The 24342-nt window shown below is 70.3% G+C and carries 21 protein-coding genes and 1 pseudogene; 6 read left to right on the forward strand and 16 right to left on the reverse strand.

What is annotated here, in order from left to right; all coding sequences use genetic code 11:
• Positions 1–442: 442 nt before the first annotated feature.
• Both HZS56_RS17295 and HZS56_RS17300 read right to left on the reverse strand, forming a co-directional pair.
• Positions 443–2884 (reverse strand): DEAD/DEAH box helicase, encoded by a 2442-nt coding sequence (locus HZS56_RS17295; RefSeq protein ID WP_216721601.1) that lies wholly within the window; start codon positions 2882–2884, stop codon positions 443–445.
• Positions 2885–3067: 183 nt separating this feature from the next.
• Complete coding sequence (locus tag HZS56_RS17300) at positions 3068–3745, reverse strand: restriction endonuclease (RefSeq protein ID WP_216721648.1); 678 nt, start codon at positions 3743–3745, stop codon at positions 3068–3070.
• A 669-nt stretch (positions 3746–4414) separates the two neighbouring features.
• On the opposite strand from HZS56_RS17300, the gene HZS56_RS17305 reads away from it, so the two are divergent.
• Together HZS56_RS17305 and HZS56_RS17310 are read left to right on the forward strand one after the other, a co-directional pair.
• Positions 4415–5260 carry an IS5 family transposase gene (locus tag HZS56_RS17305; RefSeq protein WP_216721602.1) on the forward strand — a complete coding sequence of 282 codons (846 nt, stop codon included), beginning with the start codon at positions 4415–4417 and terminating at the stop codon, positions 5258–5260.
• Positions 5257–5655, forward strand: coding sequence for a hypothetical protein (locus HZS56_RS17310; RefSeq protein ID WP_216721603.1), 399 nt, complete (start codon positions 5257–5259; stop codon positions 5653–5655). The genes HZS56_RS17305 and HZS56_RS17310 overlap by 4 nt, the downstream gene beginning before the upstream one ends.
• A gap of 8 nt (positions 5656–5663) precedes the next feature.
• Here HZS56_RS17310 and HZS56_RS17315 read toward each other — a convergent pair whose 3' ends face one another.
• The 9 genes and pseudogenes from HZS56_RS17315 to HZS56_RS38260 all read right to left on the reverse strand — a co-directional run bounded on the left by HZS56_RS17315 (position 5664) and on the right by HZS56_RS38260 (position 12086).
• Positions 5664–6071 carry a hypothetical protein gene (locus tag HZS56_RS17315; RefSeq protein ID WP_216721604.1) on the reverse strand — a complete coding sequence of 136 codons (408 nt, stop codon included), beginning with the start codon at positions 6069–6071 and terminating at the stop codon, positions 5664–5666.
• 261 nt (positions 6072–6332) lie between these two features.
• On the reverse strand, positions 6333–6905 hold the full coding sequence (locus tag HZS56_RS17320) for a transcriptional regulator (protein WP_097885222.1): 573 nt from the start codon (positions 6903–6905) through the stop codon (positions 6333–6335).
• Positions 6905–8473 carry a helix-turn-helix domain-containing protein gene (locus HZS56_RS17325; protein WP_216721605.1) on the reverse strand — a complete coding sequence of 523 codons (1569 nt, stop codon included), beginning with the start codon at positions 8471–8473 and terminating at the stop codon, positions 6905–6907. The genes HZS56_RS17320 and HZS56_RS17325 overlap by 1 nt, the downstream gene beginning before the upstream one ends.
• Positions 8470–8757 carry a helix-turn-helix domain-containing protein gene (locus HZS56_RS17330; RefSeq protein ID WP_073729847.1) on the reverse strand — a complete coding sequence of 96 codons (288 nt, stop codon included), beginning with the start codon at positions 8755–8757 and terminating at the stop codon, positions 8470–8472. The genes HZS56_RS17325 and HZS56_RS17330 overlap by 4 nt, the downstream gene beginning before the upstream one ends.
• Before the next feature lie 117 nt (positions 8758–8874).
• On the reverse strand, positions 8875–9276 hold the full coding sequence (locus HZS56_RS17335) for a hypothetical protein (protein ID WP_216721606.1): 402 nt from the start codon (positions 9274–9276) through the stop codon (positions 8875–8877).
• A gap of 168 nt (positions 9277–9444) precedes the next feature.
• A pseudogene (locus tag HZS56_RS17340) lies at positions 9445–10916 on the reverse strand (UvrD-helicase domain-containing protein).
• Positions 10913–11395, reverse strand: coding sequence for a hypothetical protein (locus HZS56_RS17345; RefSeq protein ID WP_216721607.1), 483 nt, complete (start codon positions 11393–11395; stop codon positions 10913–10915). The pseudogene HZS56_RS17340 and the gene HZS56_RS17345 overlap by 4 nt, the downstream one beginning before the upstream one ends.
• Positions 11392–11583, reverse strand: a complete 192-nt coding sequence (locus HZS56_RS38255; RefSeq protein WP_253914413.1) for a hypothetical protein — start codon at positions 11581–11583, stop codon at positions 11392–11394. Before HZS56_RS38255 ends, HZS56_RS17345 begins: the two co-directional genes overlap by 4 nt.
• A gap of 161 nt (positions 11584–11744) precedes the next feature.
• Positions 11745–12086, reverse strand: a complete 342-nt coding sequence (locus HZS56_RS38260; RefSeq protein ID WP_253914414.1) for a DUF6083 domain-containing protein — start codon at positions 12084–12086, stop codon at positions 11745–11747.
• A 1408-nt stretch (positions 12087–13494) separates the two neighbouring features.
• On the opposite strand from HZS56_RS38260, the gene HZS56_RS38270 reads away from it, so the two are divergent.
• Positions 13495–13728, forward strand: coding sequence for a hypothetical protein (locus HZS56_RS38270; protein ID WP_253914415.1), 234 nt, complete (start codon positions 13495–13497; stop codon positions 13726–13728).
• A gap of 1852 nt (positions 13729–15580) precedes the next feature.
• On the opposite strand, the gene HZS56_RS17360 is transcribed toward HZS56_RS38270, so the two are convergent.
• From HZS56_RS17360 to HZS56_RS17370, 3 genes are all read right to left on the reverse strand, one after another.
• Complete coding sequence (locus tag HZS56_RS17360; protein WP_308408092.1) at positions 15581–15901, reverse strand: helicase associated domain-containing protein; 321 nt, start codon at positions 15899–15901, stop codon at positions 15581–15583.
• 242 nt (positions 15902–16143) lie between these two features.
• A complete protein-coding gene (locus HZS56_RS17365) occupies positions 16144–17019 on the reverse strand; it encodes a helix-turn-helix domain-containing protein (RefSeq protein WP_216721609.1) in 876 nt (291 codons plus the stop codon).
• Positions 17016–17792 carry a peptidoglycan-binding protein gene (locus tag HZS56_RS17370; RefSeq protein WP_216721610.1) on the reverse strand — a complete coding sequence of 259 codons (777 nt, stop codon included), beginning with the start codon at positions 17790–17792 and terminating at the stop codon, positions 17016–17018. The genes HZS56_RS17365 and HZS56_RS17370 overlap by 4 nt, the downstream gene beginning before the upstream one ends.
• 300 nt (positions 17793–18092) lie before the next feature.
• Here HZS56_RS17370 and HZS56_RS17375 point away from each other — a divergent pair, with 300 nt between their 5' ends.
• The 3 genes from HZS56_RS17375 to HZS56_RS17385 all read left to right on the forward strand — a co-directional run bounded on the left by HZS56_RS17375 (position 18093) and on the right by HZS56_RS17385 (position 20977).
• Positions 18093–18548, forward strand: a complete 456-nt coding sequence (locus HZS56_RS17375; protein ID WP_216721611.1) for a peptidoglycan-binding domain-containing protein — start codon at positions 18093–18095, stop codon at positions 18546–18548.
• 63 nt (positions 18549–18611) lie between these two features.
• Positions 18612–19031 carry a peptidoglycan-binding domain-containing protein gene (locus HZS56_RS17380; protein WP_216721612.1) on the forward strand — a complete coding sequence of 140 codons (420 nt, stop codon included), beginning with the start codon at positions 18612–18614 and terminating at the stop codon, positions 19029–19031.
• A 299-nt stretch (positions 19032–19330) separates the two neighbouring features.
• Positions 19331–20977 carry a hypothetical protein gene (locus HZS56_RS17385; protein ID WP_308408089.1) on the forward strand — a complete coding sequence of 549 codons (1647 nt, stop codon included), beginning with the start codon at positions 19331–19333 and terminating at the stop codon, positions 20975–20977.
• Here the strand turns inward: HZS56_RS17385 and HZS56_RS17390 are convergent.
• Together HZS56_RS17390 and HZS56_RS17395 are read right to left on the reverse strand one after the other, a co-directional pair.
• The gene (locus HZS56_RS17390; RefSeq protein WP_216721613.1) at positions 20940–23063 is read right to left on the reverse strand and encodes a tetratricopeptide repeat protein; all 2124 of its coding nucleotides are present in this window, start codon (positions 23061–23063) and stop codon (positions 20940–20942) included. The genes HZS56_RS17385 and HZS56_RS17390 overlap by 38 nt on opposite strands.
• 303 nt (positions 23064–23366) lie before the next feature.
• On the reverse strand, positions 23367–24305 hold the full coding sequence (locus HZS56_RS17395; RefSeq protein WP_216721614.1) for a LysR family transcriptional regulator: 939 nt from the start codon (positions 24303–24305) through the stop codon (positions 23367–23369).
• Positions 24306–24342: the final 37 nt, after the last annotated feature.

A 24342-nucleotide genomic window follows, 5' to 3' on the forward strand; every position in this document is an offset into this window, starting at 1 on the left:
TCTGAGGTGTAAACTCGCCCGGTCCTGCTCCGCAGGAACGACGCGCCGACGCTACGCGTCGGTTCAGCACCCGCTCCGCGGGTGCTGGGCTCGGTCCCTCCGGGACCGGATCCGCTCCGCGGATCGAGTTGGGTCGTCGGTGCGGTGTCCCGATCGCTCCGCGATCGTGCCTCCTCCCCGACTCGCCTTCGCTGTTCAAGTCCAACATGACTGGGGTGCAGGTTAATTCGGCTAGCAGTACGGACGGCTGGGCACGTTGGCCTACCCGACTGGGTGCTTGCTGACGGGTCGTCAGTTACGACTAGAACGTCAAGCCGTGCCAATCCTGTGTGCCGCTGCTTCCTTGTCTCCAAAACTTTGGAGTATTCGAGTTCTGCCACTCCCCCGCTCACTGGAGAATGGGACCCGGGAGCGGGCGAACGCGTCTGCTGTCGCACTGAGCTCAGCGGCCAAACCTCAGCCGCTTGATGGTGCGATGGTCCCCAGGAGCACGGACCAGATCGATGCCGTGCTCGGCAAGGGTAGCGGACACCAACTCTTCTTGCTCTGAGGGGAGTTGATCGTTGTTCAGCTTGGTGCGGACCTTGGCGAGCCAGGGACCGATCATGACACGGTCGCCGTCCACCTCGATCCACTCTCGGGCGCCGGGGGTGCGCCCCCACCGTGCCACGAAGAGCCCGAGGATTTCGGTGGTTTGCGCGAACGTGCGCCGCCGCGATGTGCTCGGCCTGCCCGCGGCGTGTTTCTGTTCCAGGAGGGCGCGGTCGGGGATGATTCCCATGCGGGCGAGCAGGTCGCGCTGGCCGGGGTCGAGGTCGGGCCAGCTGGTGAGCTGGCGGTGTAGCCAGCTGCCCGCCTTCACTCCGTGGATGACCGTGTCGCGGCGCAGCGTGCTGGGGTGGTTGCCGGCTTCCAGGTGGCGGCGCAGCAGATGGTACTTGCGATGCCAGTCGGGGCCGTATGGGAGTTTCCAGTCTGGGTCGAGGGCTGTGAGCTGGTTGTCGCGGTCGGGGGTGAGGCGATCCTTTCGAGCTAGGGCGCGCTGGTCGGCAAGGAACTGGCCTCCGGGTAGTTGGGTGGGGATGGCAAGGTGGCCGTGTTCGGCGTGGAAGGCCTCGACGGTGGCCAGGTGGCCTTGCCAGGTGGCCTCGTGGTCGTCCCAGATCATGCCGAGATCCTCGAGCTCGGCGATCCATGCCGGATCGAGGGCGCCTGCCTGGTAGGCGGTGCGTTGGCCGGTGATGAATTGCCCCAGCCGGTAGCCGTAAGCGTCCTCGTAGTCGGCGCTCACGCGCAGGTGGCTGTGTTCGCTTTGGTAGCGGATGGCGGCGGCTAGGCCAGCGCGGCGGGGAGCAGACAGGACAGCGCCGCTGGAGGGCCACACCAGCAGGTCGAGGGCGCGGGCGATCGCGGTGGGGTCGAGGGTGTGGTCGAAGCGGAAGCGGCGGGTGATGTAGGTGTGGGAGTCGCGGGCGGGATGCTGGTTCTTGGCCCGGGGGGTGCGGGCGGCGATGGTCTGGTCGTGGTGGCGCAGGGCGGCGGTGACCAGCCAGAGGGCTTCGTAGGGGGTGCCGAGGAGGTCGGTGGGGTCGGTGCCGGGCGGGATGTAGGCGGGAATGACGAGGCTGGCTGTCTTCGTCTTGAGGGTGGGTGGTTTGCGCAGGGCGCGGCCGAGCGCTTGGACGATGCGGCGGACGCTGGCGGTGCGGTCGGCGAAGACGACGGCGTCGACGGCCGGCAGGTCGACGCCTTCGCCTAGGACCTTGGCGTTGGCCAGCACGCCTCGCTCGGCGTTGCTGAAGCGGGCGATGGTGTCGGCGCGCCGGTGGGGGCTGTGGGTGCCGTCGATGGACTGCACGACGACGTCGTCCGCCCAGTCAGGGCGCAGTTCGTCGGGGAGGGTGCGCAGGGTGTGGGCGAACTGGCGGGCGAAGTCGGCGGCGTCGGCGATCTGCTGGAAGTAGACGAACACGTGCCGCAGGTCCTGCTCGCGCATGGCTTTGAGGATGGCCAAGTGCAGGGCGGTGGTGCGGCGCGCGGTGGGCTCGGCTTCAGGATCGGTGAGCGCGTTGTGCAGTTCAGTGTCGGTGACGGTGGGGACGACGAGCTGGTAGTCGGCGAGGATACCGTCGTCGATGGCGTCGGCGTGGGAGTAGGTGTGCAGGCGGGGGCCGAAGATCTGCGGCTGGTCCATGGTCGCCAGCAGGGCTGGGTCGTCCCAGGCGGGTGCGGTGGCGGTGGTGCGCTTGGGTTGCGCTCTGGTGGTGGGCGGCTCGGTCAGGCGGGGGGCGTCCCACACATAGGGGGTGGCGGTGAGGTAGAGGCGGCGCTCGGCGGGGATGCGCTCGTTGTCGTGCAGCGCAGTCCAGTTCTTCTCCCAGGTGCCGGCCGTGGCGTGGGCTTCGTCCACGACCAGCAGGCCGAAGAGGGGGGCGGGGAAGATCGCAGAGTGCTGGGCCTCTTCGATCTTGGACAGCGAGTCGTAGGTGAAGAAGACCGTCGCTTCGGGGTGGCGGCCGAGCCAGTAGGCCAGGTACTCCCCCGCGTTGGCCGAGTCGACCTCGGCCTCGGCGAGCAACGGGTGGGAGGCGGCGCGTAGCGAGGAGACGGTGATCATCGGCTCGCGGCGGCCGTCTGCGCGGGCGGCCGCTGCCCACTGTGCGACCAGGTCCAGGCTGGGCACTGCCACTGCCAGGTGCTGCACGCCGAGTTCCTCGGCTACGCGCAGTGCGAAGAGGGTCTTGCCGGTGCCGCAGGCCGAGACGGCGTGCCCGCGGGTGCGCGGGCGGCGCAGGTGGCGAACCGTGTTGGCGAGGCCCTCCTGCTGGTCTGTGCGCAGGACCAGACGCCCGGGGTGTTCTGTTGCGGTGGGACTGGCGGTCATCGCGCGTTTTCCTCGGCATGCAGGAGGGGCTGACTCGCGTTCATTCTCGCGTACAGCAGGGGTGCGGCGCAGTGTCTCTGCTCTGGCGGGGGCGCGCTGCGAGCCCATGCGCGCCCCATGATCAGTGTTGTCGGATGCGGATAGGGGGCGACGGCTCGGGGCTCGGGCATTCTCCGCTTGGTTTCAGGCAGCCCGGCGGAAGGCTGTCTTGCGTGGCGTGGGCAGGCGCAGAAGGTCTTGCAGGGGCGTGCCGTGTTCGGCCCACCGGCGCAGGCGGTCCCGGTCGATCCAGTGCACTTGGTGGCGTTCGCCCCATGTTTTGGCGTCCCGGGTGAAGGAGCCGTTGGTGACCACGACTGCGATATCAGCTCCGTGCGCGGGGCCTGCGGTGCCTTTGACCTGGTACATCACTGAGGAGCCGACCTTGCCGGCGACGGTCGTGTGCTTGGCCTGCAGGACGATTCTGCCGCGTTGGCGGTCTTCGCCGATGACGTCTGCGGCCTGGTCTCCTTGTCGGCCGACCTGCCGTGCGTTCCAGCCGTCCCGGAGGAGCAGGTCACGTAGGGCGAACTCGAAGGCCCGGTCGTCCATGGCGTCGAGTTGCGCGAGCGTGATCCGGAGCCGGGCCAGCGTCTGGGCCCGCACCTTCCGGGCCTGCAGTTCACGGATGAACCGCCAGGCTGCGTAGCAGAGGGCGAGAGCTGCGAGGACGGCGAGCCATGGCCAGATGCGGACGGCTGCCTGCCATGTGGCTGTGGCGATCTTGGCCAGCAGCCAGAGTGCGGCGCAGGCGACGGCCGCGGCGGCGGCCTGTTCCCTGCCGCCGCGGGGTGGGCGTAGCCGGGGCGAGCGGCGGGGCATCAGTAGCCCACGCTCGCTGACACTGATGGTGTAGGGGTTTGCGGTGTTGTCGGGGAGGCCTTTCCGAAGCCGATGAGCTGGCTCCATAGCCACACCACCGCGATCAGCCCTGCGATCGACCAGCCGCTCAGTTTCTTCGCGCTGGGGCGGGGTTTGCGTCGGTAATGACTTCGCACCTTGTAGTAGCCCTCGGGCGGCTTCGCCACTGCTTCCTCCTCCGTGTCGTCAGGCCGCCAACTGCGGTCTGATCTCTGGGAATTGGTGTAGCAGCGGGCACTGACAAATCCGCCGGTTTGATCAGCGGAGGCTTTGGCAGTGCCTCGAAAACGCGCCGTGATGCGGTCACGGGTCCGGCGGTGTTCGAAACATGCGGGACAGTGTTCTCGGATCTGCGGAAACTCCTGTCATGCGGACTGGACTGGCGTGTTCTGGTACGGCTGCGGTGGCCGATGCAGGTGCTCATGCACCGCAGTGCTCTGTTTCCGTCACTTCGATCACATGCAGAAATGGCATGAAGCAGTACGTGTTCGATGCGCTCCTTCTGGGAGGCAGGTCGGGTGCCTTCAGTGGGCGGTTCATGAGCCTTTGAGTGGTTCTGCTGTCGCCTGATGGTGTGGCGGCAGGGCGGAATCCGCCGGTCCGCGGTTGCTGATCTGGTGATGTGACCGGGTGGGTGAACGCAAGCCGTATCCGAGTGACTTATCGGACGAGCAGTGGTCGTTGATCGAGCCGGTGATCACCGCGTGGAAGGACCGGCACCGCTCGGTCAGCGGCCATCAGGGCACCTACGACATGCGGGAGATCGTGAACGCGATCCTCTACCAGGGGCGGACCGGCTGCCAGTGGGCCTATCTCCCGCACGACCTGCCCCAGAAGAGCGCGACCTACTACTTCGCCGCCTGGCGGGACGACGGCACTGATCAGGTCATTCATGAACTCCTGCGCTGCCAGGTCCGTGAACGCGCCCGCCGATTAGAGGACCCGACCCTGGTGGTCCTGGACACCCAGAGTGTTCACGTGGCCGCCGGGGTCCCCGCCACCACGAGTGGTCACGATCCGGCCAAGCGGGTGCCCGGCCGCAAACGCGGACTGGTCGTGGACGTCCTCGGCCTGGTCATCACGGTCGTCGTCCTCGCCGCGAGCACCCACGACAACGCCGCGGGCACCGTCCTGCTGGACCAGGTAGCCGAGCACACCGGCGGCACCGTCCGCAAAGCCCTGGTCGACCAGGGCTTCAAGAACCAGGTCGTCGTGCACGGAGCCGGCCTGGGCATCGATGTCGAGATCGTCGCACGCAGCCCTCAGCACAAAGGGTTCGTGCCGCAGCCGAAGCGGTGGAGGGTCGAGCAGACCTACGGGATCCTGATACTGCACCGGCGCCTGGTCCGCGACTACGAGCACCGCCCCTCCTCCTCCGCCTCCCGCGTCTACTGGGCGATGACCCACGTCATGACCCGGCGCCTCACCGGCGCGAACGCCCCCACCTGGCGCGAGACGCAGAGGGTGGCAGCGTGAGCCTCCAGCCCCTGCTCGACGCCCTGGACCTCCAGGAAGACGCCGCCCGGGCCCTGGCCGACGACCTCCGCACACAGATCGACGGCCTGCAGGCCCGGCTGCGGGAGGCCGAGACGCACCTGGAGCACCTCGCGATCACCCGCACCACTGTCACCGGCCTCGCCGACCGGATTCCGGCCGGCCCGCCGGATCTGCCCGAGCACCCGGACTACCCCCGTATCCTCGACGCCTTCCACCAGACGACCGGACCGCTACGGGCCAAGGACGTCTGCGAAGCCCTCGGCCGCGAACTGCTGCCGAAGAACGTCGAGGGCACCCGCGCCAAGCTGAAACGCCTGGTCAAACTCGGGATCCTCACCGAGGCCGGCACAGGTAACTTCACAAGAAAGTCATAGCCGGACACTTACGGCCGGCAGCCTCTGGCCACAATCTGGTGTGCGTACTGGTCGTCCGGGCCGATGTCCTGGACTACTGTCTGGGCTTCTTGCACCCGACCCGTCTCGCACATCAGCCGAACAAGGACGTACAAGGCGTCGCGGTCGCCGTCTTCGGCGCGGTCACGCAGCGCCGCCTCCATGCCCCGCTCTCGAAGCGATCTGTTCAGTCTTCGACGTGCGTGGTTATCCGTGAGGGCGCGCTCCGTAAGTTCTGGAATCCGTTCCGCCAGGGCCAGCAGATCCATGTGCCACAGATGATTGCCGTGCATGTCTGGATCGTCGGAGAAGCACTCGGCATGGGCGCTTACCAGCGCGATCGCCATGTCCCATTGTTGAAGCCGTTCCGCCGCGCGAGCTTGCTCCACCCAGTCCACAGGCTCTTCTCCTAGTCCGCGAACTGATCAAAGAGACGGCCGTGAATCTGGCCGCCAGCCGCTGAGCGCCTTCACGCTCCGAAGGCCCGGACAAGCGAACCGATTCAGGACAGCGCTCTTGCCCTGAAGCAGCTGAACTGCTGCAACCAGATTGCTCATGATCCGCCGACGAACTACATCGTCGGCACTGCTTACCCATTCGGATGCCGGAGGTGAGTGGCTCGCGAGCGCTTACGAGTCTGCAGTTCCTAGAGCAGGGCTCTATGCGGCAAAGCCGACGTTGGTGACGTACTCGTACTGGCCCCACTGCGAGCCGAGGTCGACGATCGTGTCCTGCCACGCTGCGTCGAGGCTCTGGTGGTCGCCGGCCGCCCAGGAGCCGACGATGCGGTCCCAGCGGCGCACGTTCATCGTCCGGTACTCCACCACGCGCTGCAGCTGTTGCGGCACCTGGGACTGGTTGAGCGGGTGGATCTCCACCCGGGTGCCGCGTCCGTCGCGGTTGAGGCGCCTGAGGAGGTGGCGGGCGACGTTGTGACGGCGCACCGTCCGGTACGCCTGCTCGATGCGTTCCAGGCTGGTCTTGGAGGGGCGGCGTTTGCCCTCCAGCCAGGCCTTCAGCGTCCGGTGGGTCACGGTGAGTCCGGCGTCCTGCGCGGCCTTCAAGGTCGGGGTCGACTTCGTCAGGTAGTGCAGGCGCGCCATCCAGCCGCGCTTGGCAGTCACGGGAGTGGCGATGCCGCCCGCGAGTTCGTCGAGTTTGCGAGCGACGGCGTCGCTGCCCTTGATGCCCCGGGCGCCGAACCGTCCGAAGTCGATGTTCTTCTCTGGCACTACTCCCCCTCGTCTGCGTGCTCAGCGGCGTCGGTTCCGGCGGTGTACGTGTCCTTGACCTTGACCTCGGTAACAGCTCGGCCTTCGGCGAAGACACGGCGCCAGTCACCGATGACGTGGAGTTCGTCGGTGCCCATCGCCCGGACGACGGCCAGGCCCTCGTCATGGGCCTTGAGCGCCTTGAGCCACAGATTGGCGAAGGCCTGGCTGCGGATGAGGTGCATCCAGTCCGGCCGGTAAAGCTCCCGGTTGTAGTTCGACTCCCCCATCGTGGAGACGAACTTCGAGTACATCGCCTTCACGTACTCCAGCGTCACCGTGTCGCCCTGCTCGATCGCCGTGTCGCGGGCGTCCTTCAGGGCGATGCGGAACTTCTCCAGCAGGTTCTCCGTGGCCCCGGAGGTGTACGACTCGTGGATCTGAGGAGGGTCGCACAGCTGGTGCTTGGGGCCGGACAGGCGCAGCAGGAGGCGGAGCGTCGGCTCGGTGACCCACAGGGGGCCGGGCTCGTCCCGCTGGCCGATCGGGTTGGGCAGCACCGCCTCGTGCTCCCACTCGGGCGGGGTGATCAGGTGGACTCCGGAGCGGCGGCGGTCGTGGGCGAGGCCGGTGGAGTGCTCGAGCTGGCCCAAGGGGAGGTGCGTCTTGAGGGCGGAGAGGTAGGCGCCGTTGATGTCGAGCGCGGTCACCTGATGCCGGCCGGGCGGGAGTTCGTGACGGGTCCACTTGGGGCGGGCTTCCCAGATCTGGTCCGCGCCGCGCGCGGTCTGCTTCTTGAGGATGTCGGGGATCCAGGGGTGCGCGATCATGTCGTAGCGGGCGCCCTTACGGGTCTCGTCCAGCAGTCGCATCGCGTCCGGGATGGCCCGCTTCACCAGCGCCGCCGTGGCTGCGTCGACGTCGCCCCGGTGCTCGGCGAGCGCGCCCTGCACGGCCTCGCGGATCAGGTCGACCGGGCCGGACGTCTCCTGGAACGCGTGGCGGGCCGGGCCCTTGGAACGCTCCGTCGCACGCGCCGGACGTGTCGTGCGCAGCGGCGCCTTCGAGGTGTGCGCGGTGGGCTGTCCGGCTAGCGGGGCAGCTGGGGCCCCGGTGGCGGTGGGCTGGCAGTCGGCCGGGGTCAGGTGCTGAGCGAACCCCGCCACGCGTTGTCCGGCGGGACGGCCGCACAGCACACAGGGCTCAGGGGCGACGAGCAGCTCCACGTCGTCCCCTTCCTCGTCCTGGCCGAGGTCGGGCGAAGACAAAGGGGTGACAGTCGCGGCCGTGCCTGACGTGACGGGCTGCTCCGCAGCCGGCGCCGCCTCGGTCTCGCTCCCGCTCTCGGTGGCGAGCTTGGCGTTCAGCCCGTCCAGCAGGTAGGCGTATTTGGTGCGGATCTCGCCGGCCGGGTCCCGGCCGCTTTCCCATCCGCTGAGGGTTGAGGGGCTCACGCCGAGCGCGCGTGCCACCTGCGCCTTGGACAGCCGAGCCCGCTCCCGCAGCTCGCGGCGCACGTGGCAGGGCGGGAGTTCGGCCTGGGGGCCGACGGCGTCAAGTAGCGAGTCGATCGCGTCGAAGTCGCTCACCGGCCCGTCCCCCTTGCTTCGGTCCGCGCGGTACGGCGCCTGTCGGCGGGCAGCGCCTCGCACGCTCTGGTCGGACCCGCCAGGAGATCCAGCGCGCCGATGCCGTAGTGCTCGGCCAGGACGTCGACGTCGCGCAGGCTCCAGGAGATGGTGCCCGACTGCCGGCGCGACACCTGTGTCTGCGTCAGTCCCAGCACTCCTGCGACCGACCGCTGCGATTCACCCGTTACCTGCATCAACGCGGCCACCGTCAGCCGCAGCGACTCCTCCAAGCGCAATCCCATGCCACCATCTTACCTGATCCATGCAACTTCCGCATTTCAATCAGCTTTTCACTATCTTCAATGCAGAAAAGCTTTCAGTGTTCTGAGGGGGCTGAAGGTTCTCGGGCACCCGGTGTGTCAGCAATCCATGCCGCCGGGATCACGCGGAAGCCGTCGGGCCGCGCGCCGGGCTTCCCGATTCGCCTGGCGCGCCTGTTCCACCGCACGATCGGACAGGCACCGCGGGCACACGAGGTCCACGACACGGCGGTGCAGGGCCCGGCGCAGCCGGAGCCCGGGCGGTGGCGGCCACCCACGGCAGTGGCGGCGCACCGTACGCACTCCAGTGCCCAAGAGCGCGGCGACCAGGGAGGTGTTGCCGGCGTAGTTGGCCAGGAGGAACGCCGTCTGCGCCTGGTGGCCGGCCGGGAACCGGGCCGCGAACTCGCTGAGCTCCTCGGCCTGGAGGAGGGTGTCGTGGCGTTCGCAGCGCGGCGTCTTCTTGTTGTTCCGGGCGATGCCCGGCGAGCTGATGTCCATAGCTCAAGAAGCCTGCCGGGGGCTGTCTGTGGACAGCGGGCTGCCATTGAGGGCTTCTCGCCTGCGCCGTCACCGACAGAGGCAGCCGCCCGTCCCTTGCAATCCGTAACGCTGCTCCCCGTGCATCTTCCCGGCGGAGGCTCCAAGGCCCGGAACCCGCCCTGGGCATCACCGCGGTGGCTGAGGACCGGCCGATGTTTCTTGCGGATGCTCGTTGATCCAGGACAGGCCGCCGATGTCGAGGCGGTGCCGGGTACGGGTGACGGCTACGTAGGCCAAGCAGGCCTCCTTGTCGTCGATCCGGCGGACGGTTCCCTGCCCCGTGTCGTGCGGCGGCCCGTCGGAGGGTGGGGTGAAGTCGTCGGCGATCTTCACCTGCGCCCATTCCCGGCCTTTGGCCTTGTGCGCGGTGGAGACGGTCACCTCGGCCTGGTCTTCGGGCGCGAGATGAACCACGGCGGCCAGGATGGCGTACGCGCCGTGGGGGTCGACCAGGTCGACCAGGAGTTGCAGATCGCGGCCGGCGGGGTCGTAGGCGGCGTAGTCCTGCAGATCGCCCCAGGTGGTGAACAGAACCAGTTCGGGACGGGTGGTGCGGCGTCCTTCTTCGAGGTCGCGGGCTGCCAGGGCCAGAGCACGCAGGCTGTCTCCTCCCCCGGCCAGCGCGACCTGGTGTCCGTCGGACAGCAGCTCCATGACCTGGGCCATGGCGCCGACGTTGGTACGGCACAGGACCGCATCAGGCCGGGTGACGGGACCGAGTCCGGTGGGCACGGTGTCGGCGCCGGTGAGAGGGACGGGGGCGTCGGCCAGGTACAGCCAGCGATCGGCTTCCTCGGCGAAGCGGGAGCCGAAGCGGAAGGACCGGGAAAGGGCAAGCTGGGTGCCGTCGAAGCCGGCCATGACGTCTTTGGCGCCGCGCCAGTGGCAGATGGCCTGAGCGGAGTCGCCGACCATGACCAGCTGGGCGTGGTCGCGTTGGGCAAGGAAGATCTTCCCGACGACGGGGTCGGTGTCCTGGGCCTCGTCGAGGAGCAGGAAGTCGGCGTCGGTCTTCGGCTGGGTGAGGGCCCAGAGCTTGAGGTAGTGGTCGTGGTCGAAGCGGACGGCGCCGTCGTCGGGGTACTGCAGGTCCAGCCATGCCTTGCGGGCGAACGGGACGAGGTGCGCGGCGAGTTGCGCGTGCAGGCCGGGCTCTTCCAGGCCGCGCAGCTGGGGAGATGTGGCGGCGGGTGATCGTCGCGTCGGCGGTGTGGCAGAAGCGGGCCACGGTGCGCAGGGTGACATAGGAGAGGGTCTTTTGGGACAGGCCGCGTTCTCCGACGCGGATGGCTTTGGTGATGCCGAGCGCTTGGCCGGTCTGCCAGGCGGGGCGGCGAGGGGCGGCTGGCGTAGCGGTGACCGACGGCGGCGTAGGCCAGGGCGTGGGCGGTCTTGCACAAGACGCTTTCGGGGAAGCGCCTGGTGGCATCCTGGGCGATGGCCCGGTTGTAGGCGAGGTAGCGGCCGCGGCGCTGGGTGGCGTGGGCGAGCTGGGTCAGGGTGGTGGTCTTGCCGGTGCCCGCGCCGGCTTGCAGGGCCAGGTGATCGCCGGCGTGGAAGGCGTCGGCCGCGGCAGCCTGTTCCTCGGCCGGGTTCAGCACGGCGCGGCTCCGGAGGTGCGGGTCAGGCAGTGCCCGACGGCCGCGAGGAGATGGACTGGGGTGGTGTGGGCGAGCAGGTGCTGCAGGGCTCGTCCGAGCCGGTCGGCCTCGGCGTCGGCGTGCTGGGCCAGTGCCCGGTGAACGGCCAGCTCCAGAAAGCGCTGAGGTGTTTGTGCTGCTTGGTCGGCCGCTGCCCTGAGGGCGGTGTGCGCGGCGGGCGCGAAGGCGACGTTGAGGAGGACCTCGCCGCTTCGGTCCGGGTAGTGCGTGGTGAGGACGTCGACGGGCAGCCGTGTGCCGATCTGGCGGCGCAGTCCGGTGAGGGCTTTTCCCGGGGTCTTGGCGCGCACGACGGTCATGAGCCGGGTGGCGTCGCGGTTGGGGGCGAGCGGCATCGTGCGGGCTGCGTGGTGGAGCTCGGCTGCGGCGAGGGGCCGGGCCAGGGTGATTTCCAGGGCATGGTGCGCCATCGTCACGCCTGGTCGCCGGGGGCGTGCGGGAGGTGGGTGCGGATGCGGGCTGCGTGCAGGAGGGGGGCGAAGACCTGCCATCCGGCCAGGGCGAGGTCGGCGGCGTCCGGCGCTGCGGCATGGCCGGGGCAGTGCTGGGTGCGCCAGCACAGCTGCTCGCCGTACGGCATGCGGCTGAGGCCGTAGACGGCCATCGGCCCGGTGGGCAGGGTGAGTTGGCCGCGCTGGGGGTCGGCGGGCAGAAGCTTCCAGACCCCTTTGGGGGTGCCGGGAGCCAGTACAGGCAGCGGACAGCGGCGTCGATCAGGGCGGGACCGGACACCAAGTTGGCGGCGCATCTCCTCGACGTGGGAAGTCAGGCGGAGCGTCGGGATGCGGGCGGGCAGAGCACGGCGTGCGGGATGCGGCACCAGGCGCTGCCGTCACCGTGCGGGTGGGCGATGCCGCAGCTCAGGTGCCAGCAGCAGAAAACGGGGACGAGGGCAGCGGCCAGTCCGGCGGGGTGCAGGGCGATGGGGCGCTGGTCTGCGCGCTGGTAGAAGTCGATGGGTCTGCCGCACGCGCGGCAACGGCCGCTCTGGCCGGTGCGTAGCAGGCGGCTGGGGCTGGTGGCGGCCACGCGCAGCGGGCGTCGGGGCCGGGTGTCGCGGGGGCTGCCGTCCCAGCGGCATGCGGTGGAGGTGGAGTTGGGGCACATGGCGGTGTGAAGGTGCCAGGCGGCGCGCCGCCGCACCGGGACAGCTGCTCACAGTGTCCAGCGGATGGCGCAAGCCCAGGGAACACCCGCACGAGTGAGCGAACCTGCGATCGAGGACGGGTCGCCTGTTCAGGTGATGTCGCACCGGACGACGGAGGTACCCGACGGGCGGTTCACCGTTGCGTCGGGCCGGGTGGGCTGTGGGTCTGCGCAAAGGGAGCCGAGGAGCTCGTCGATGGGGACGCCGAGGGCGTGGGCGTGCCAAGTGGTGACGCTGCCGGTGGTGCGGCCGTGTTCCAGGCCGATGAGGGCACGCCGGGCCAGACCGCTGCGGCAGGCGAGTTCGTCGAAGGTCCAGTTGCGCTCGACCCTCAGGCGCGAGCGTCACCCGCAGCGCAGCGCGGCGAGGTCGGAGTCGGGGTCGGGCAGCAAGATCGTCACCCCACCATCCGACGGTGCAGAACCCTGCCCTGTCAGTACAGACCTCTGCACTATTTGCCAGGGAAGGGGTGACAGTGGCGGTGCGGGGACCGCTGCTGCGAGGCGCTCCCCTCCCGTCTTCCGGGACGCGCCCGTTCGACGGCCCGCAGACCGGAGGGACAGCGAGCCCGATGAGGCTCCCCACGCACGAAACGGTGCAGCGCATCTGGACGGTTCAGTTGCACCCGCAGCCCGGCGGGCCGGTGCTGACCTGCCCTCGATGCACGCTGCACGGCCACCGGCCAGGCCGCCTCGGCCCGCTCCGCCGCCCTGACACACCTGGCCGCCACGCCCGGCGCGATGTGCTGCCCCGGCACTTGCAGACCTGCCAGTGCCGGGCCCGCAACTGCTCCTGGCACCCGTGCCACCGCGGCTGCGCCGGCCCCGTCCTCCTGGCGCTGACCTGCGACCGCAGCGGGCGCTGCTGGCGCCTCGCGGACGCATGCGCCGCCTGCGCGGCCGCCACCACCAACACCGCCGTCGTACCCGACACCCTGCCGGCCTCCGCACGACCACGGCCGGCCGGAGCAGCCGCCATGCGCACTCGTCCCCAGCACGGACCGGGCGAACGGTTGCGCGTGCGGGAAATGCTCACCTGCCTTGGGGGGGCGCTGCCCCGCTTCTCCTCCCCCGCCGCCCGGCTGCTGGCCCTGCAATGCGCCCTGCGCGCCGACGGCCGAGGCCGCGTCCGGCTCCCCAGCAGTCTTCCGCGCAGCATGCGGCTGCACGACCGTGCCGAGCTCTGGGCCGAGCTGGGACATGCCGGGTGGCTGCGCTGTTCCCTCCCGCGACGTGCCCACGTGGAAGCGCATCTGCTCGATGCGGACATGCAGACCCAGACATCCGGTCGTCGCGTCCGCGCCCGCGCATCCCACTGGGCCCCCTGCACCCCGTCCCGCTGGTCGCGCCGCGCGGGATGTCCCCCACAGTGCAGCTCACCACTCTGGTCCTGGCAGCCCACACGTCCGACGGCTTCACAAGCGCGGAAGTCGACGTCCTTGCCCGGCTCGGCAGTCATTCCCCCCAGCAGGCGGAGGATCTCCTCGGCCAACTGCTCCGCTGCCGTCTCCTGGCCGCCTGGCAGCACCTCAGGGAACACGACGAAATCTGCTGGCACCTGCCCGAACGCTGCGCACCGAGCAATGCCACGCCAGGAAGGTGATCACCTGGCAGCCCTCGTCTCCCGCCGAAACGGCGCGGAAGACAGCACGGTGAAGCCACCTCCCGCCACGGTGAGATGACAGACGCACGGCAGGTGGGCCGCAGCTCCCGGCCGACGGCGGCAGGAGTCAGATCCGGTCATGTTGCTTCAAGACGGCGTGAGACGCCCTGAGACGCAGGGAGACACCGACGGACACCCATGAACGCCACTGAACGACAACGACCGCCAACACCCCTGGCCAGGAGCGTCCGAGACGGGACACCGGATTGTTCCGACCCTGAGGAGGGGAGCAACACTTGCCGTTATGCCGAGCTTTCAGCAAAGGAAGGCCGCGGGCGACGCGCACGAAAAACGTGCCGCTGAGGAACTCGCCCTGCGCGGACGGGACGTCAGCCCCTGGGGCCAGAGCGTGCTGACCGAAGCGGTGCGAGTCGCCCTGCGGGGCACCGGGAGTTCACTGCGGTGGACACCCGATCTGGTGGCCGCCAAGGACCGGCAGGTGTTCCTGATCGACTGCAAGAGCCGCATGACCAGCCGCATCACCCAGCGCCATGCGGTGGAACAGGCCGCCGTCATGGCACACCTCCAACTCGCCGCATGGACCCAGCTGCCGATCTGCCACGTCTTCGACAACCTCGACGTCCTCACTCCCCTGGACGTCCTCATGCTGGGCCGCACAGATCCGCAACCCGCCGCCGGCTCAGGCCCCCCTACCACCTGGTACCCACGGAACGCTCCCTCGCATTCGACGAGGTGTTCGAAACCACGCAGCAGCTACACACCCCCGAACTCGGCGCCGCCTGACCCGCTCGGCATACAACTGCCGGCCAGGGGCGCCCCGGTCACCTGCGCCGCGCCCATCACACCCGAGCGGTTCACCACTCGGCCCGCCGCAGCAGACCAGACGGATCAGGCCGGCGAAGGCAGTGGGCCGCCCGGTGGTCAGGGAACGGCACGGGGCGGCAGCACCCCCAGCAGTTCCCAACCCGGCCTGAGGTCCCCTCACAGCTGGACGGCCCCTTGCCTTGCTCTCCGCTCCCACCCACAAGGATTCGCGTGGTTCACGTGCCCAGAAGCGCGACAGGCTGGTCCCTGCTGTTGCTTGCACCCACCGTGCCGGTCCACCGGCTCACCACTCGCACGACTCATGAGAAATACGGAACCAGTTGCATAATGACGACAATTGACCACGTGCACACATAGTCGGGCAAAGATCGGTCCCTCCTCGTTCACAGTCGCCGGACAGCGCCGTGCGGACGCTAACGTCCCCCGGAGTGCGCACTGCTGCGGAAGGCTGGCCGTCATAGCGGAAGCAACCCCGGAACTTCTCACCCTCAGAACGAACTACACGGCCAAGATCGATGCCGACCTGGAACTCGTCGAAAAAACCGCGAGCGTGTCCGTACAGAAACCGACGCGTCGCAGGATCAACTGCACACCCTGCAGGGCAACCACGCCCTGCTGCCGACCATGCGGGAGACCCTGCCCGGTCACCCCCCCCGCACGCCCCGAACCAGAGCCGGACCCTGCAGCCACGACCGGCAGCGGCCCCGCCGCTGCACCCGCGTCCGACGGAGTGCCGCACACAGACAACGGTGCCGACCCTGGCAGCCACCAGGACCCCGCGGCACCCGATGAAACGCCGACGGCCACGCAACAGGCACCCACCCTGCAGAATCTGGCGGCCGATGAGCTGAAACGACGCGACAAACCCCGCTCCCCCCACAATGCCACCACCACGCCAGCCCGAGCACACCCCAACCGAAAGACCAAAAAACCGCGATACATCACACACCGGACACACTGGCCGAGCAGCGGCAGACAACACCATCCAAACACGGCTCACGCCCCCTCAACATCCCAGCCCGCACAAGCAAAGACCAACCCCCACCCACCCAGCCGAACATGGTCGCTGAAACAGCCAACTGCACCCCGAAACAACTGCCCAGACGCCAGAAAAAGAACACCCCCCCGAAACCCAAACCCGCCAAACCCGCTTGCCGGCGGGGGTCACCTGGGCACTGTCCCTGCGCCGCCGCGCCAGCCAGGCACCGAGGTCCACCGGGTAGTCGCCGAAAACCTCTTCCGTGTGGTCCTTGGGCACGTCGAGGTGCCCAGAGCGAAGGTGATACTGGCGTGCCGCGCACAGGCCCCGGTTGAAGGCAGCGTCCACCGCGAACAAGCCCGGGACTCATCCGCCGAGCCGCCATCACCGCCATCCACGACGGCACCGAACGCATCACCGGACGATCACTCAACACCATCCGCCCCGACCGCCCCGCCGAAGCCGGTAGCCCACGCCCGCCCAGCAGGCAGAGCAGCGCAGGGCAGCTCTGACCAGCAACATCAGCCGGGCCCTTTACGCGCCAGAACCTCCTCCGCCACCGTCTGCTCCTGCGCTGACGACACCCTCCGTCACCACCGACTGCGGAGCAGACTCGAACGATTTGCAGTTCCGGCCGTGGTGTGGCCCACGCGGGACGTGAAGCACTCCCGTTCGGTGTTGGCCGGCGCGGGGCGGAAGCAGGCCCTGATGGTGCTGCCGGGGCCGGCCGTGACCATCGCGGTGTAGACGTAGGTCTGTGTGTCGGCCTTGTTCCCGACGCGGACTTCGTAGGTCGGGCCTCCCGCGGTGACCTCCAGCCGGTCGCCGACCCGGGTCCCCCAGGCACGGGCCCAGCTCGCTCCGCACTTCTCGCTGTAGCGCAGTTCCACACGAGCACCGTCGGCGGTGCGGTACGTGGCCAGGCCGGCGGGGGCGACACCGCAGATCAGGCGTACCGGGTCCCGGCCGTCGCAGGCCGCTCCGTGACACTGGGGGCCAAGGGAGTACGGGGCGGAGCCCGATCGTGGTCCGTCCCTCTGCGGGTCCGTGTCCGGCAGCACGAGGAACAGCAGCAGGGCCATGCCGCCGGCGAGTGAGGCACACACCAGTACCAGTGCCGGCACCAGGGACAACGAACCGGCCCTGTTGCGGGACTTGCCGTTGTCCGGTCGTCCCGCACGTGGACGGCGCTGCGGCTCCTCCGCGGCCGGGGCCGGGACCGCCGCGCGTCCGCTTGCCTGTGACTCGGCCATCTCCCACAGCGCCAGCAGCCGCTCTTCCGGTTCGTCCGCGACCCGGCACAGGTCCTGCACGGCCTGACGGGGGGCCAGGCTCTTGCCGTTGAGATACCGCTCCCACGACGACTTGCTGTACGCGGTCCGCTCCGACAGCGCGGCCAGGCTCAGGCCCGTGCGAGCCCTCAGTTCCCGCAACGCCGTGGCGAGGCGGGTGAGTTCGGCGCTCAACCGCGCGGCTCCTCCCGCAGGGCCTTCCAGGTGTGCGGTCCGACGACACCGTCCACCACCAGTCCGTCCCGTTCCTGGATGCGCTGGACCGCGCGTTGCGTCTTCGGGCCGAAGACGCCGTCGATGTCGCCCGGCGGGAAACCCGCCCGGCGCAACAGGCACTGGGCCTCGGCCACCTCTGGGCCCACGTACGTGTAAGCCAGGACGGCGTCCGTGGTGCGGCTCAGGCCGGCGTACCAGCGGCCCTCATGCTCCTCCAGCCGACAGGTGTAGACGACAGGCACCATGGACTCCGACACGGTGACCGGGGCCGCCGCGACCGCGGCGCGCCTGTCCGCGAGTTCGGCACGGGCCTCACCGAGCCGTACGGCCAGCAGGACGGATGTGGAGACGGACAGGACCAGGGCCACCGTTCCCACCGTGATCAGCGCGCGCTGGAAATGCCCGAACGGCTGCCGTGCGGGCGTTGCCGGAGTCGTGTCCGGGGCATCGGTGTCCGGCGGTTCCTGCGCCCAGTGTTCGGCGCTGACCTCGTGCAGCACCAGCAGCCTGACCGGATCGTCGCCGCAGACACGGGCCATCGCCTCGACGGCTTCCCCGGGCGGCAGGGACAGCCCGTTCAGGTACCTGTGCCAGGACCTCGCGCTGTAGCCCGTCTTCACTGCCAGCTGGCGTGTGCTCAGTCCGCTGCGGTCCTTGAGTCTGCGCAAGCGGACGACCAACTGACGAATCTGCGGGTGCAGTTCAGCGGGCAGCTCCTTCCAGCGCGACATGTCTCCCCCGTTCGCGTTCGGGTCCGTCGGCCCGGCCCCTCGTTCGTGCGACATTCTGCATCAGCGGCCACCCGGCCACGGACCAGACCCGCAAGGGCCGGCCGGCACCCGTGCGCGAGCGTCCCGCCGTGCGGCCATGACGGGACGTGTTTCAGCAGGTCAACGAGTTGGACGTCCCGGGACGGTGCCACTTGGGGGGCAACCGTGGCCGAACAGCACGGCGACCCCGCAGTCTCGTTGCGGAACCGGTCGGCGCGGCCGGTTCCGTTCATTGCGCATCAAACAGAGGGAAGGGCAGGCATGCGAGCTCTCACCAAGGCACTCGTCGGCGTCATCGCCGCGGTCGGTGTCGCCACCGGAGGTCTGGCGACCGCGGGCACAGCGGTGGCCGCTCCGGCAGCGGTTCAGCAGCAGACCCCGAGTGCCGGGGCCGTCGCACCGCTCGCGGTGGTCAACCTGGGGCTGAACACCACCCGCGCGAAGCGGTGGCAGTGCTTCATGCAGAAGGTCGACTACTACACCGGCAAGATCGACGGGCAGCTGGGCACCAACAGCTGGAAGGGGGCGCAGGCGTTGTTCAACGATCTGGGCCTCGGGGCCGGCGCGGAAGACGGGGTGGTCGGACCCCAGACGGTCAGTGCGCTGCAGAAGTACCTGAACCGGTTTGCCAATGCGGGTCTCGCGGTCGACGGAGTCGCCGGCTCCAAGACCCAGCAGGCGTTCTGGGACTTCAACAGTGTCGACTTCTGCCGCTGAGTGAGTGCGGACGGAACAACCATGGGTCTTCTCCCCCGCCACAGAAAAGGAAGTGAGGGAGTCTTGCGCTCTCGTCCGGCCAGGAACCGTCTCGCCGCCACCGCGCTCGCCGCTGCCGTCCTCGCCGGCCTCGCCTCCACGTCCTCGGCCGCAGTGGCCGATCCCTACCCGACCTGCAACACGTACAAGAACGTCAACGGGCACAAGGTTCCCGCCTACGGGCAGCCGACTCCCACTCTGACCTGCAACCTCGTCCTCAACACCAGCAAGTCCAACGAGGCCGTGAAGGTCCTCCAGACCAGTCTGAACAACTGCCACCACTTCAGTCTCGCCGTCGACGGCTACTACGGCGAGAAGACCTTCCTCGCCGTCAGAAGTGTCCAGGCCGCCTATCTCGGGGAGGCCCATGCCGACGGCTACTACGGGCCCCGGACCCGAGGGGCCATGAAGCACTGGGGACTCAGCGGCTGCGGCAAGATCTGAGATGCGGCCCGGTCGTGGATGCGACCGGGCCCTGTCGGCGGCCTTCCGGTCGCATCCGCCGTGCTGGGGGCTCAGCGGTCCGCGCGACGGCGGGGCCTGCCGGCCCGGTCTGCCCGGACCCACCTGCCCTCCAGGCATGCCGTGCGCTCCACGCGGCCGGATAGGGTTGGAGGTTCGATCACGCCGCGTCGCCTCCGGAGGTGCCTGTGGGGCCAGCCGAGCCTGTAGGGATACGGGTGCCGGTCGGCGAGGGCTCCGGTCGGTGGACCAGTCGGCGGTCGCGTCGTCACGTCCTGCTGGTGGCCCACAACGTCACTTCCGCCGGACGGCTGCTTGACGTCCTCCCCTTGTTCCACAACGACTTCCGGGTGCAGCTTCTCGTCACGTCGACGGGGTCCTCCGCGTTCCAGGCGGGGATCGGCGAACTCTTCGGCGAGTTGGGGCTGCCCGTACTGCCGTGGGCCCAGGCGCTGTCGACGCCCGTGGACCTCGCGATTTCGGCGAGTTTCGGCGGGCAACTCTCGCGAATTCCGGGCAATTTGTCGGTATTGTCACACGGTGTCGGCTATACCAAGACGCTCGGCACGCCCGGGAGCCGGGACGCACCCGGGAGCCGGGAGCCGACCTTCGGGTTGTCTCCGGAGTGGCTGCTGGCGGACGGCGAGCCGTTCGTCGACGGGCTCGTGCTGTCCCACCCCGAACAGGTCGACCGGCTGCGCCGCGTCTGCCCCGAGGCCGCGGGATCCGCGGTCGTGGCCGGGGACCCTTGCTTCGACCGCATGCTGGCCGCCCGCACCCACCGCGACCGTTTCCGGCGTTCGCTGGGTGTCCGGCGCGGCCAGCGACTCGTGGTGCTGAACTCCACCTGGAACCCCGAGGGGTTGTTCGGCAGCGGCGGCCGCGACATCCTGCCCGGTCTGCTGCCGCGGCTGGCGGCCGAGTTGCCGGCCGACGGCTACCGTCTGGCCGCGGTGCTGCACCCGAACATCTGGTACGGACACGGGCCGGGACAGATCCGTGCCTGGCTGGACGAGGCGTGCCGGCGCGGGCTTGCGCTGATCGACCCCGTCCGCGACTGGCGCCAGGCGATCCTGGCAGCGGATGCCGTGGTGGGCGACTTCGGTTCGGTCTCCTACTACGCCGCGGCGCTGGACGTGCCGGTGCTGATCGCGGCCGACGGGCACGGCAAACTGACTCCCGGGACGCCGCTCGAATCCTTCGTGCGGCATGCTCCGCGGCTCGATCCGCACGGACCGCTGCGCGGCCAGGTGGAGCGTCTGCTGGCCGGGCAGCGCACCCCGGCGGACGCGGCGGACGGCGTCACGTCCGTGCCCCGGGCGTCGGCACGCCTGCTGCGGCAGCACTTCTACCGGCTGATGGACCTGCCCGAGCCGTCGGCCCCCGCCCTGCTGGAGCCGCTGCCGCTGCCCGCCTACAATCCTCCGCGCCGCACGGCCCCGCTCCGTGTCCGCACTCGCGTCGAGGGGACGGACGTGCGGATCGAGCGGTCCTCCGTGTCCTCCTACGGAGCCCGGGGCGACGTCCATGTCGCCGTCCACGAGGACACCCGGGACCCCGCCGACCTGGAGGCGGCCGACCTGATCACGCGGGACGGCCGACCGGACGATCCCCGGCTGGGCGGCTGGCGGGAGTGGACGGGAGACGTCCTGCGCGGGTATCCCCAGTGCGCCATGGCGGTGTTCGTGAGCGGTCCGGACAGGTGCGCGGTGCGGACCCGGGAGGGCGACGTGTTCCGCCTGTCCGCGGGCACGGGAGCGGACCTGGATCCGGCGGCGTACGCCTCGTCGCTGTACGCGTGGCTGTGCGCCGGCGGCCGGGTGCCTCGGGAGGGTGCCCTGCTGCGCGTGCACGCCGCCGGCGGCGTTCATCCGGTGTGCGTGGAGCCCCTCACTCCGCACTCCCGCAGCGCGACCGCAGAGCGGTGAGGTACTGGCGGTGCGGTACCGCCGCCGGGTCGAGCAGCCTTCCGGCCTCGCTGATCCGGGCCAGCGCCTCGGTGTCCCGTCCCGCGTCGTGCAACGTCTCGGCGAGGTCGGTGAGCGCACGTGCCGTGTTGTAGCGCTCGCCCTGCTCCTCGAAACGGTCGACGGCGTGCTGCAGCGAGCGCTGCGACTCCTCCGTCCGGCCCATGCCCCGCAGCGCCCGCCCCCGGTGGCGCTCCGCCAGCGCCAGGGCACGGGGCAGGTCCTCGGCGCCTTCCTGACCGGGTGCGATCTGTTCGTAGAGGCCCTTGGCCTCGGTGAACCGCTCGTAGGCGGCCGGATAGTCCCACTGGTGAAGCCGGAGCAGGCCGAGCAGTTCCACGGCCGAGGCCTCACCTCTCAGGTGCCCCGCCGCACGCTCGCTGTCCAGCGCGGCGCGCGCCGCACGCTCCGCGTCCTGTCCCCGTCCCAGCTGGTCCAGGCAGTGGGCCAACTGGAAGTGGAGGGCACCGGCCGTGCGCGTACCGGGCCGGTGTGTGCCGGCACAGCGCGCCGCCAGGCGCAGGGCGGGCAGCACGTCGTCCCAGTGGCCCGCCTTCAGTTGCAGCGGCCACAGGGTCCGGGCCAGCCGCAGAGCGGTGCTCACGTGCCCGTACTCCTCGGCCAGGGAGACCGCCCGGACCGTGTTGCCCGCCTCTGCCACGAGGGCCCTCAGGCCTTCCGACTCGTCGCCGTACCCGGTCCCGTGCGACGGCGCCGGTTCGGTGCGCCAGCTTTCCGGGAGGGCGGCGTGCGCGGCATGCAGGGCGCGGTTCAGTACGGCGTCCAGGCCGCGGGCGACGGCGGCGGAGCACTCGGCGACGCCCAACTCCGGGCCCGCGGTGTCCGCGAGGTACCGGCGCACCTCGGGCCGGAACCGGTGCCGGTCGTCCGGCAGGGACTCGAGGACCTGGGCGTCCACTGCCTCGGCGAGCATCCCGGCGGCCTCGTCGGGCGGCACGTCCGCGACGGCCGCGGCGAGGTGGGTGTCGAGGCCGGGCCAGGCCCCCAGTGCCGCGAGCCGGCACAGTCGCGCGGTCGGGGGCCGCAGCCGTCCGGTGGCGTGCCGGACGGCCTCGCGCACGGGGTGCCGGTCACCGTCCTGGGACGCCGGCGGCGGGAGGGCGGGCTGCCCGGTCCGCAGCTGCCCGGCCGCGGCCCTCAGGGCGAACGCGTTGCCGCCGCACTGGCCGAGTAGCCGGGGCAGCTGGGCGCCGGCGTGGGCGACGTGTTCCCGGCCCGCCAGTTCGCGGAGCATCCGCACCGCGTAGCGGTCGCTGAGCGGCTCTACCTCGACGCGTTCGGCCTCCAGCGCGAAGGGCTGTCCGGAGACGACGACGAGCAGGAAGACGCCGTCGGTCGAGGGGACGAGGCCGCGGACCTGGGCCAGCGACGTCGCGTGGTCGACCACCACGAGAGCCCGGCGGTCCGCCGTGACACGGCGGTAGAGCTCCTCCCGGCCCGCGTCGGTGGGAGGAAGGGGCCCGGGGTCGGTGACCATCTGCCGCAGAAGGCGCTGGAGCACCCCGCCCGGTCCCGGGCCGCCGTCCGCCGCCGTGTCCCGCAGATCGACGTAGAACTGTCCGTCCGGGAAGCGCGCGTGCTGCTCGGCGCCCAGACGCAGTGCCGTCGCGGTCGTGCCGATGCCCGGGGGCCCGAAGAGCAGGGCGACCCGCGGCCGGCCGTCGGCGGGGCGGGTCGCTTCCCTCGCCAGCCGCCTCAGGGTCTTCTGCCGGTTGGTGAAGTGGCGCGGGGCGGGGGGCAGTCCGCTCCCGCGGGCGAGGACCGGCGTCCCGGGTTGTCCGTGGGTGCGCAGGAGCAGTGCCCACTCACCGGCCAGCCGGGGGTCGTGTTCGAGGCGTGCGTGCATCAGGCCGGCCAACGCCGCTCGTTCCTCCGGGCCGGACGGCAGCGGTGTCCGGCGGCCCGTCGTCCTTCGCACCAGAGTGCCCGTGGACAGCAGGAGTTGCTTGCCCATCTCCCCCGCGGCGCCGTTCCCCACGGACATGAGAAACGTGGTCAGCGCGCTGAGCGCCACGACCTCCAGCACGTCGGCCCCCTCCTGGTCCCCGAACCGGCCCTGGCCGGACTGTATCCCCGCCGCGGCGGCCCGGGGAAACATTTCGGACGGGGTGACGTCCGGGACGGGCGCCCGGGCGGGACGGGGGCGGGCACAGGACCGCGCCGACGCCTGCCCGGAGGGACGGGACGGGTCGGCAACGGGCCGGCCCTGCTGGAACTCGGCCCCGGGGAACGTGGCCGTCGCCACGGCGCCCGCCGTCCGTCAGTGCCGAGCCCCGGCCCCCGTACCGGCGGCCTCTCCGCCTCACGGGGCGGGGACCGGCCCGGGGCGTCAGGGCTTCTCAGGGCCGTGCTCCGCCGGGGGGCCGAGTGGTGCCGAGGCCTCCTTCAGGGCGGTGCGTGCCAGGCCGCGGAGCCAGCTGTGGGCGGGGTCGGTGTCGTAGCGCTGGTGCCATGAGAGATGGATCCGGGCCGGTGGCAGGTCGAGCGGCAGGGGGAGCAGGGCCAGACCGAGGTCGGCCGCCGAGCGTGCGGTGGACTCGGGAGCGGTGACGAGGAGGTCGGAGCCCCGGGCGAACTCGAACGCGGCCGCCTGGGTGGGAGCGGTCGCCACCACCCGCCGGGTGAGCCCGAGGGCCGCGAGGGCGTCGTCGAGGGCGTTGCCGAGCCATCCGCGCCGGGAGACGGTGATGTGTTCGGCTTCGGCGAATCGTGCGGCGGTGACGGTCTTGTCCCGGGTGAGCGGGTGCCTCCGCCGCACGACGAGGGCGAGGCGGGACTCGGCAACCTGCTCGGCACGGATGTCCGGCGCGGCCGGGCGGTTCGCGTCCGCGGCCAGATCGATCTCGCCGCGGCGCAGTCCGGGGGTGTCGACGTTCGACTCGGCGACGAAGCGCAGCCGCACTCCGGGCGCCTGCTCGCGCACGGCGGCGAGGAGCGCCGGGCCCGCGAGGGTGACCAGCGCGTCGTGCCAGCGGAGTGTGAAAGTGCGGTCGAGCGTGCCGAGGTCGAGTTCACGGCTGGGCGCCAGCACGCCCTGCACCTGGAGCAGCAGATCGTGCACCTGCTCCCGGACGGCGATCGCGTACGGCGTCGGCGTCATCGTCCGCCCGGTGCGCACCAGGATCTGATCGCCCGTCGTGCGCCGGATCCGGCCGAGGCTGCGGCTCATCGCGGGGGCGGTGACGTGCAGGCGGTCGGCGGCGGCGCTCACGCTGCCTTCCTCCAGGAGGGCGTCCAGCGCGGCGAGCAGGTTCAAGTCCAATTGCATGAGAGTCATCCTAGGCGTGCATCACATGCACTTGATG

Origin of the sequence: Streptomyces mayonensis, from assembly GCF_018982965.1 — a bacterium.
GTDB classification, from domain to species: Bacteria; Actinomycetota; Actinomycetes; order Streptomycetales; family Streptomycetaceae; genus Streptomyces; species Streptomyces mayonensis.

Coding starts and splice junctions, on each gene's coding strand:
- HZS56_RS17300 (WP_216721648.1), bottom strand. CDS start 3,745: ATGCCCCGCCGCTCGCCCCGGCTACGCCCACCCCGCGGCGGCAGGGAA.
- HZS56_RS17295 (WP_216721601.1), bottom strand. CDS start 2,884: ATGACCGCCAGTCCCACCGCAACAGAACACCCCGGGCGTCTGGTCCTG.
- HZS56_RS38260 (WP_253914414.1), bottom strand. CDS start 12,086: ATGTGCCCCAACTCCACCTCCACCGCATGCCGCTGGGACGGCAGCCCC.
- HZS56_RS17375 (WP_216721611.1), top strand. CDS start 18,093: ATGCGAGCTCTCACCAAGGCACTCGTCGGCGTCATCGCCGCGGTCGGT.
- HZS56_RS17330 (WP_073729847.1), bottom strand. CDS start 8,757: ATGGGATTGCGCTTGGAGGAGTCGCTGCGGCTGACGGTGGCCGCGTTG.
- HZS56_RS38255 (WP_253914413.1), bottom strand. CDS start 11,583: ATGGCCGTCTACGGCCTCAGCCGCATGCCGTACGGCGAGCAGCTGTGC.
- HZS56_RS17395 (WP_216721614.1), bottom strand. CDS start 24,305: ATGCAATTGGACTTGAACCTGCTCGCCGCGCTGGACGCCCTCCTGGAG.
- HZS56_RS17370 (WP_216721610.1), bottom strand. CDS start 17,792: ATGTCGCGCTGGAAGGAGCTGCCCGCTGAACTGCACCCGCAGATTCGT.
- HZS56_RS17335 (WP_216721606.1), bottom strand. CDS start 9,276: ATGGACATCAGCTCGCCGGGCATCGCCCGGAACAACAAGAAGACGCCG.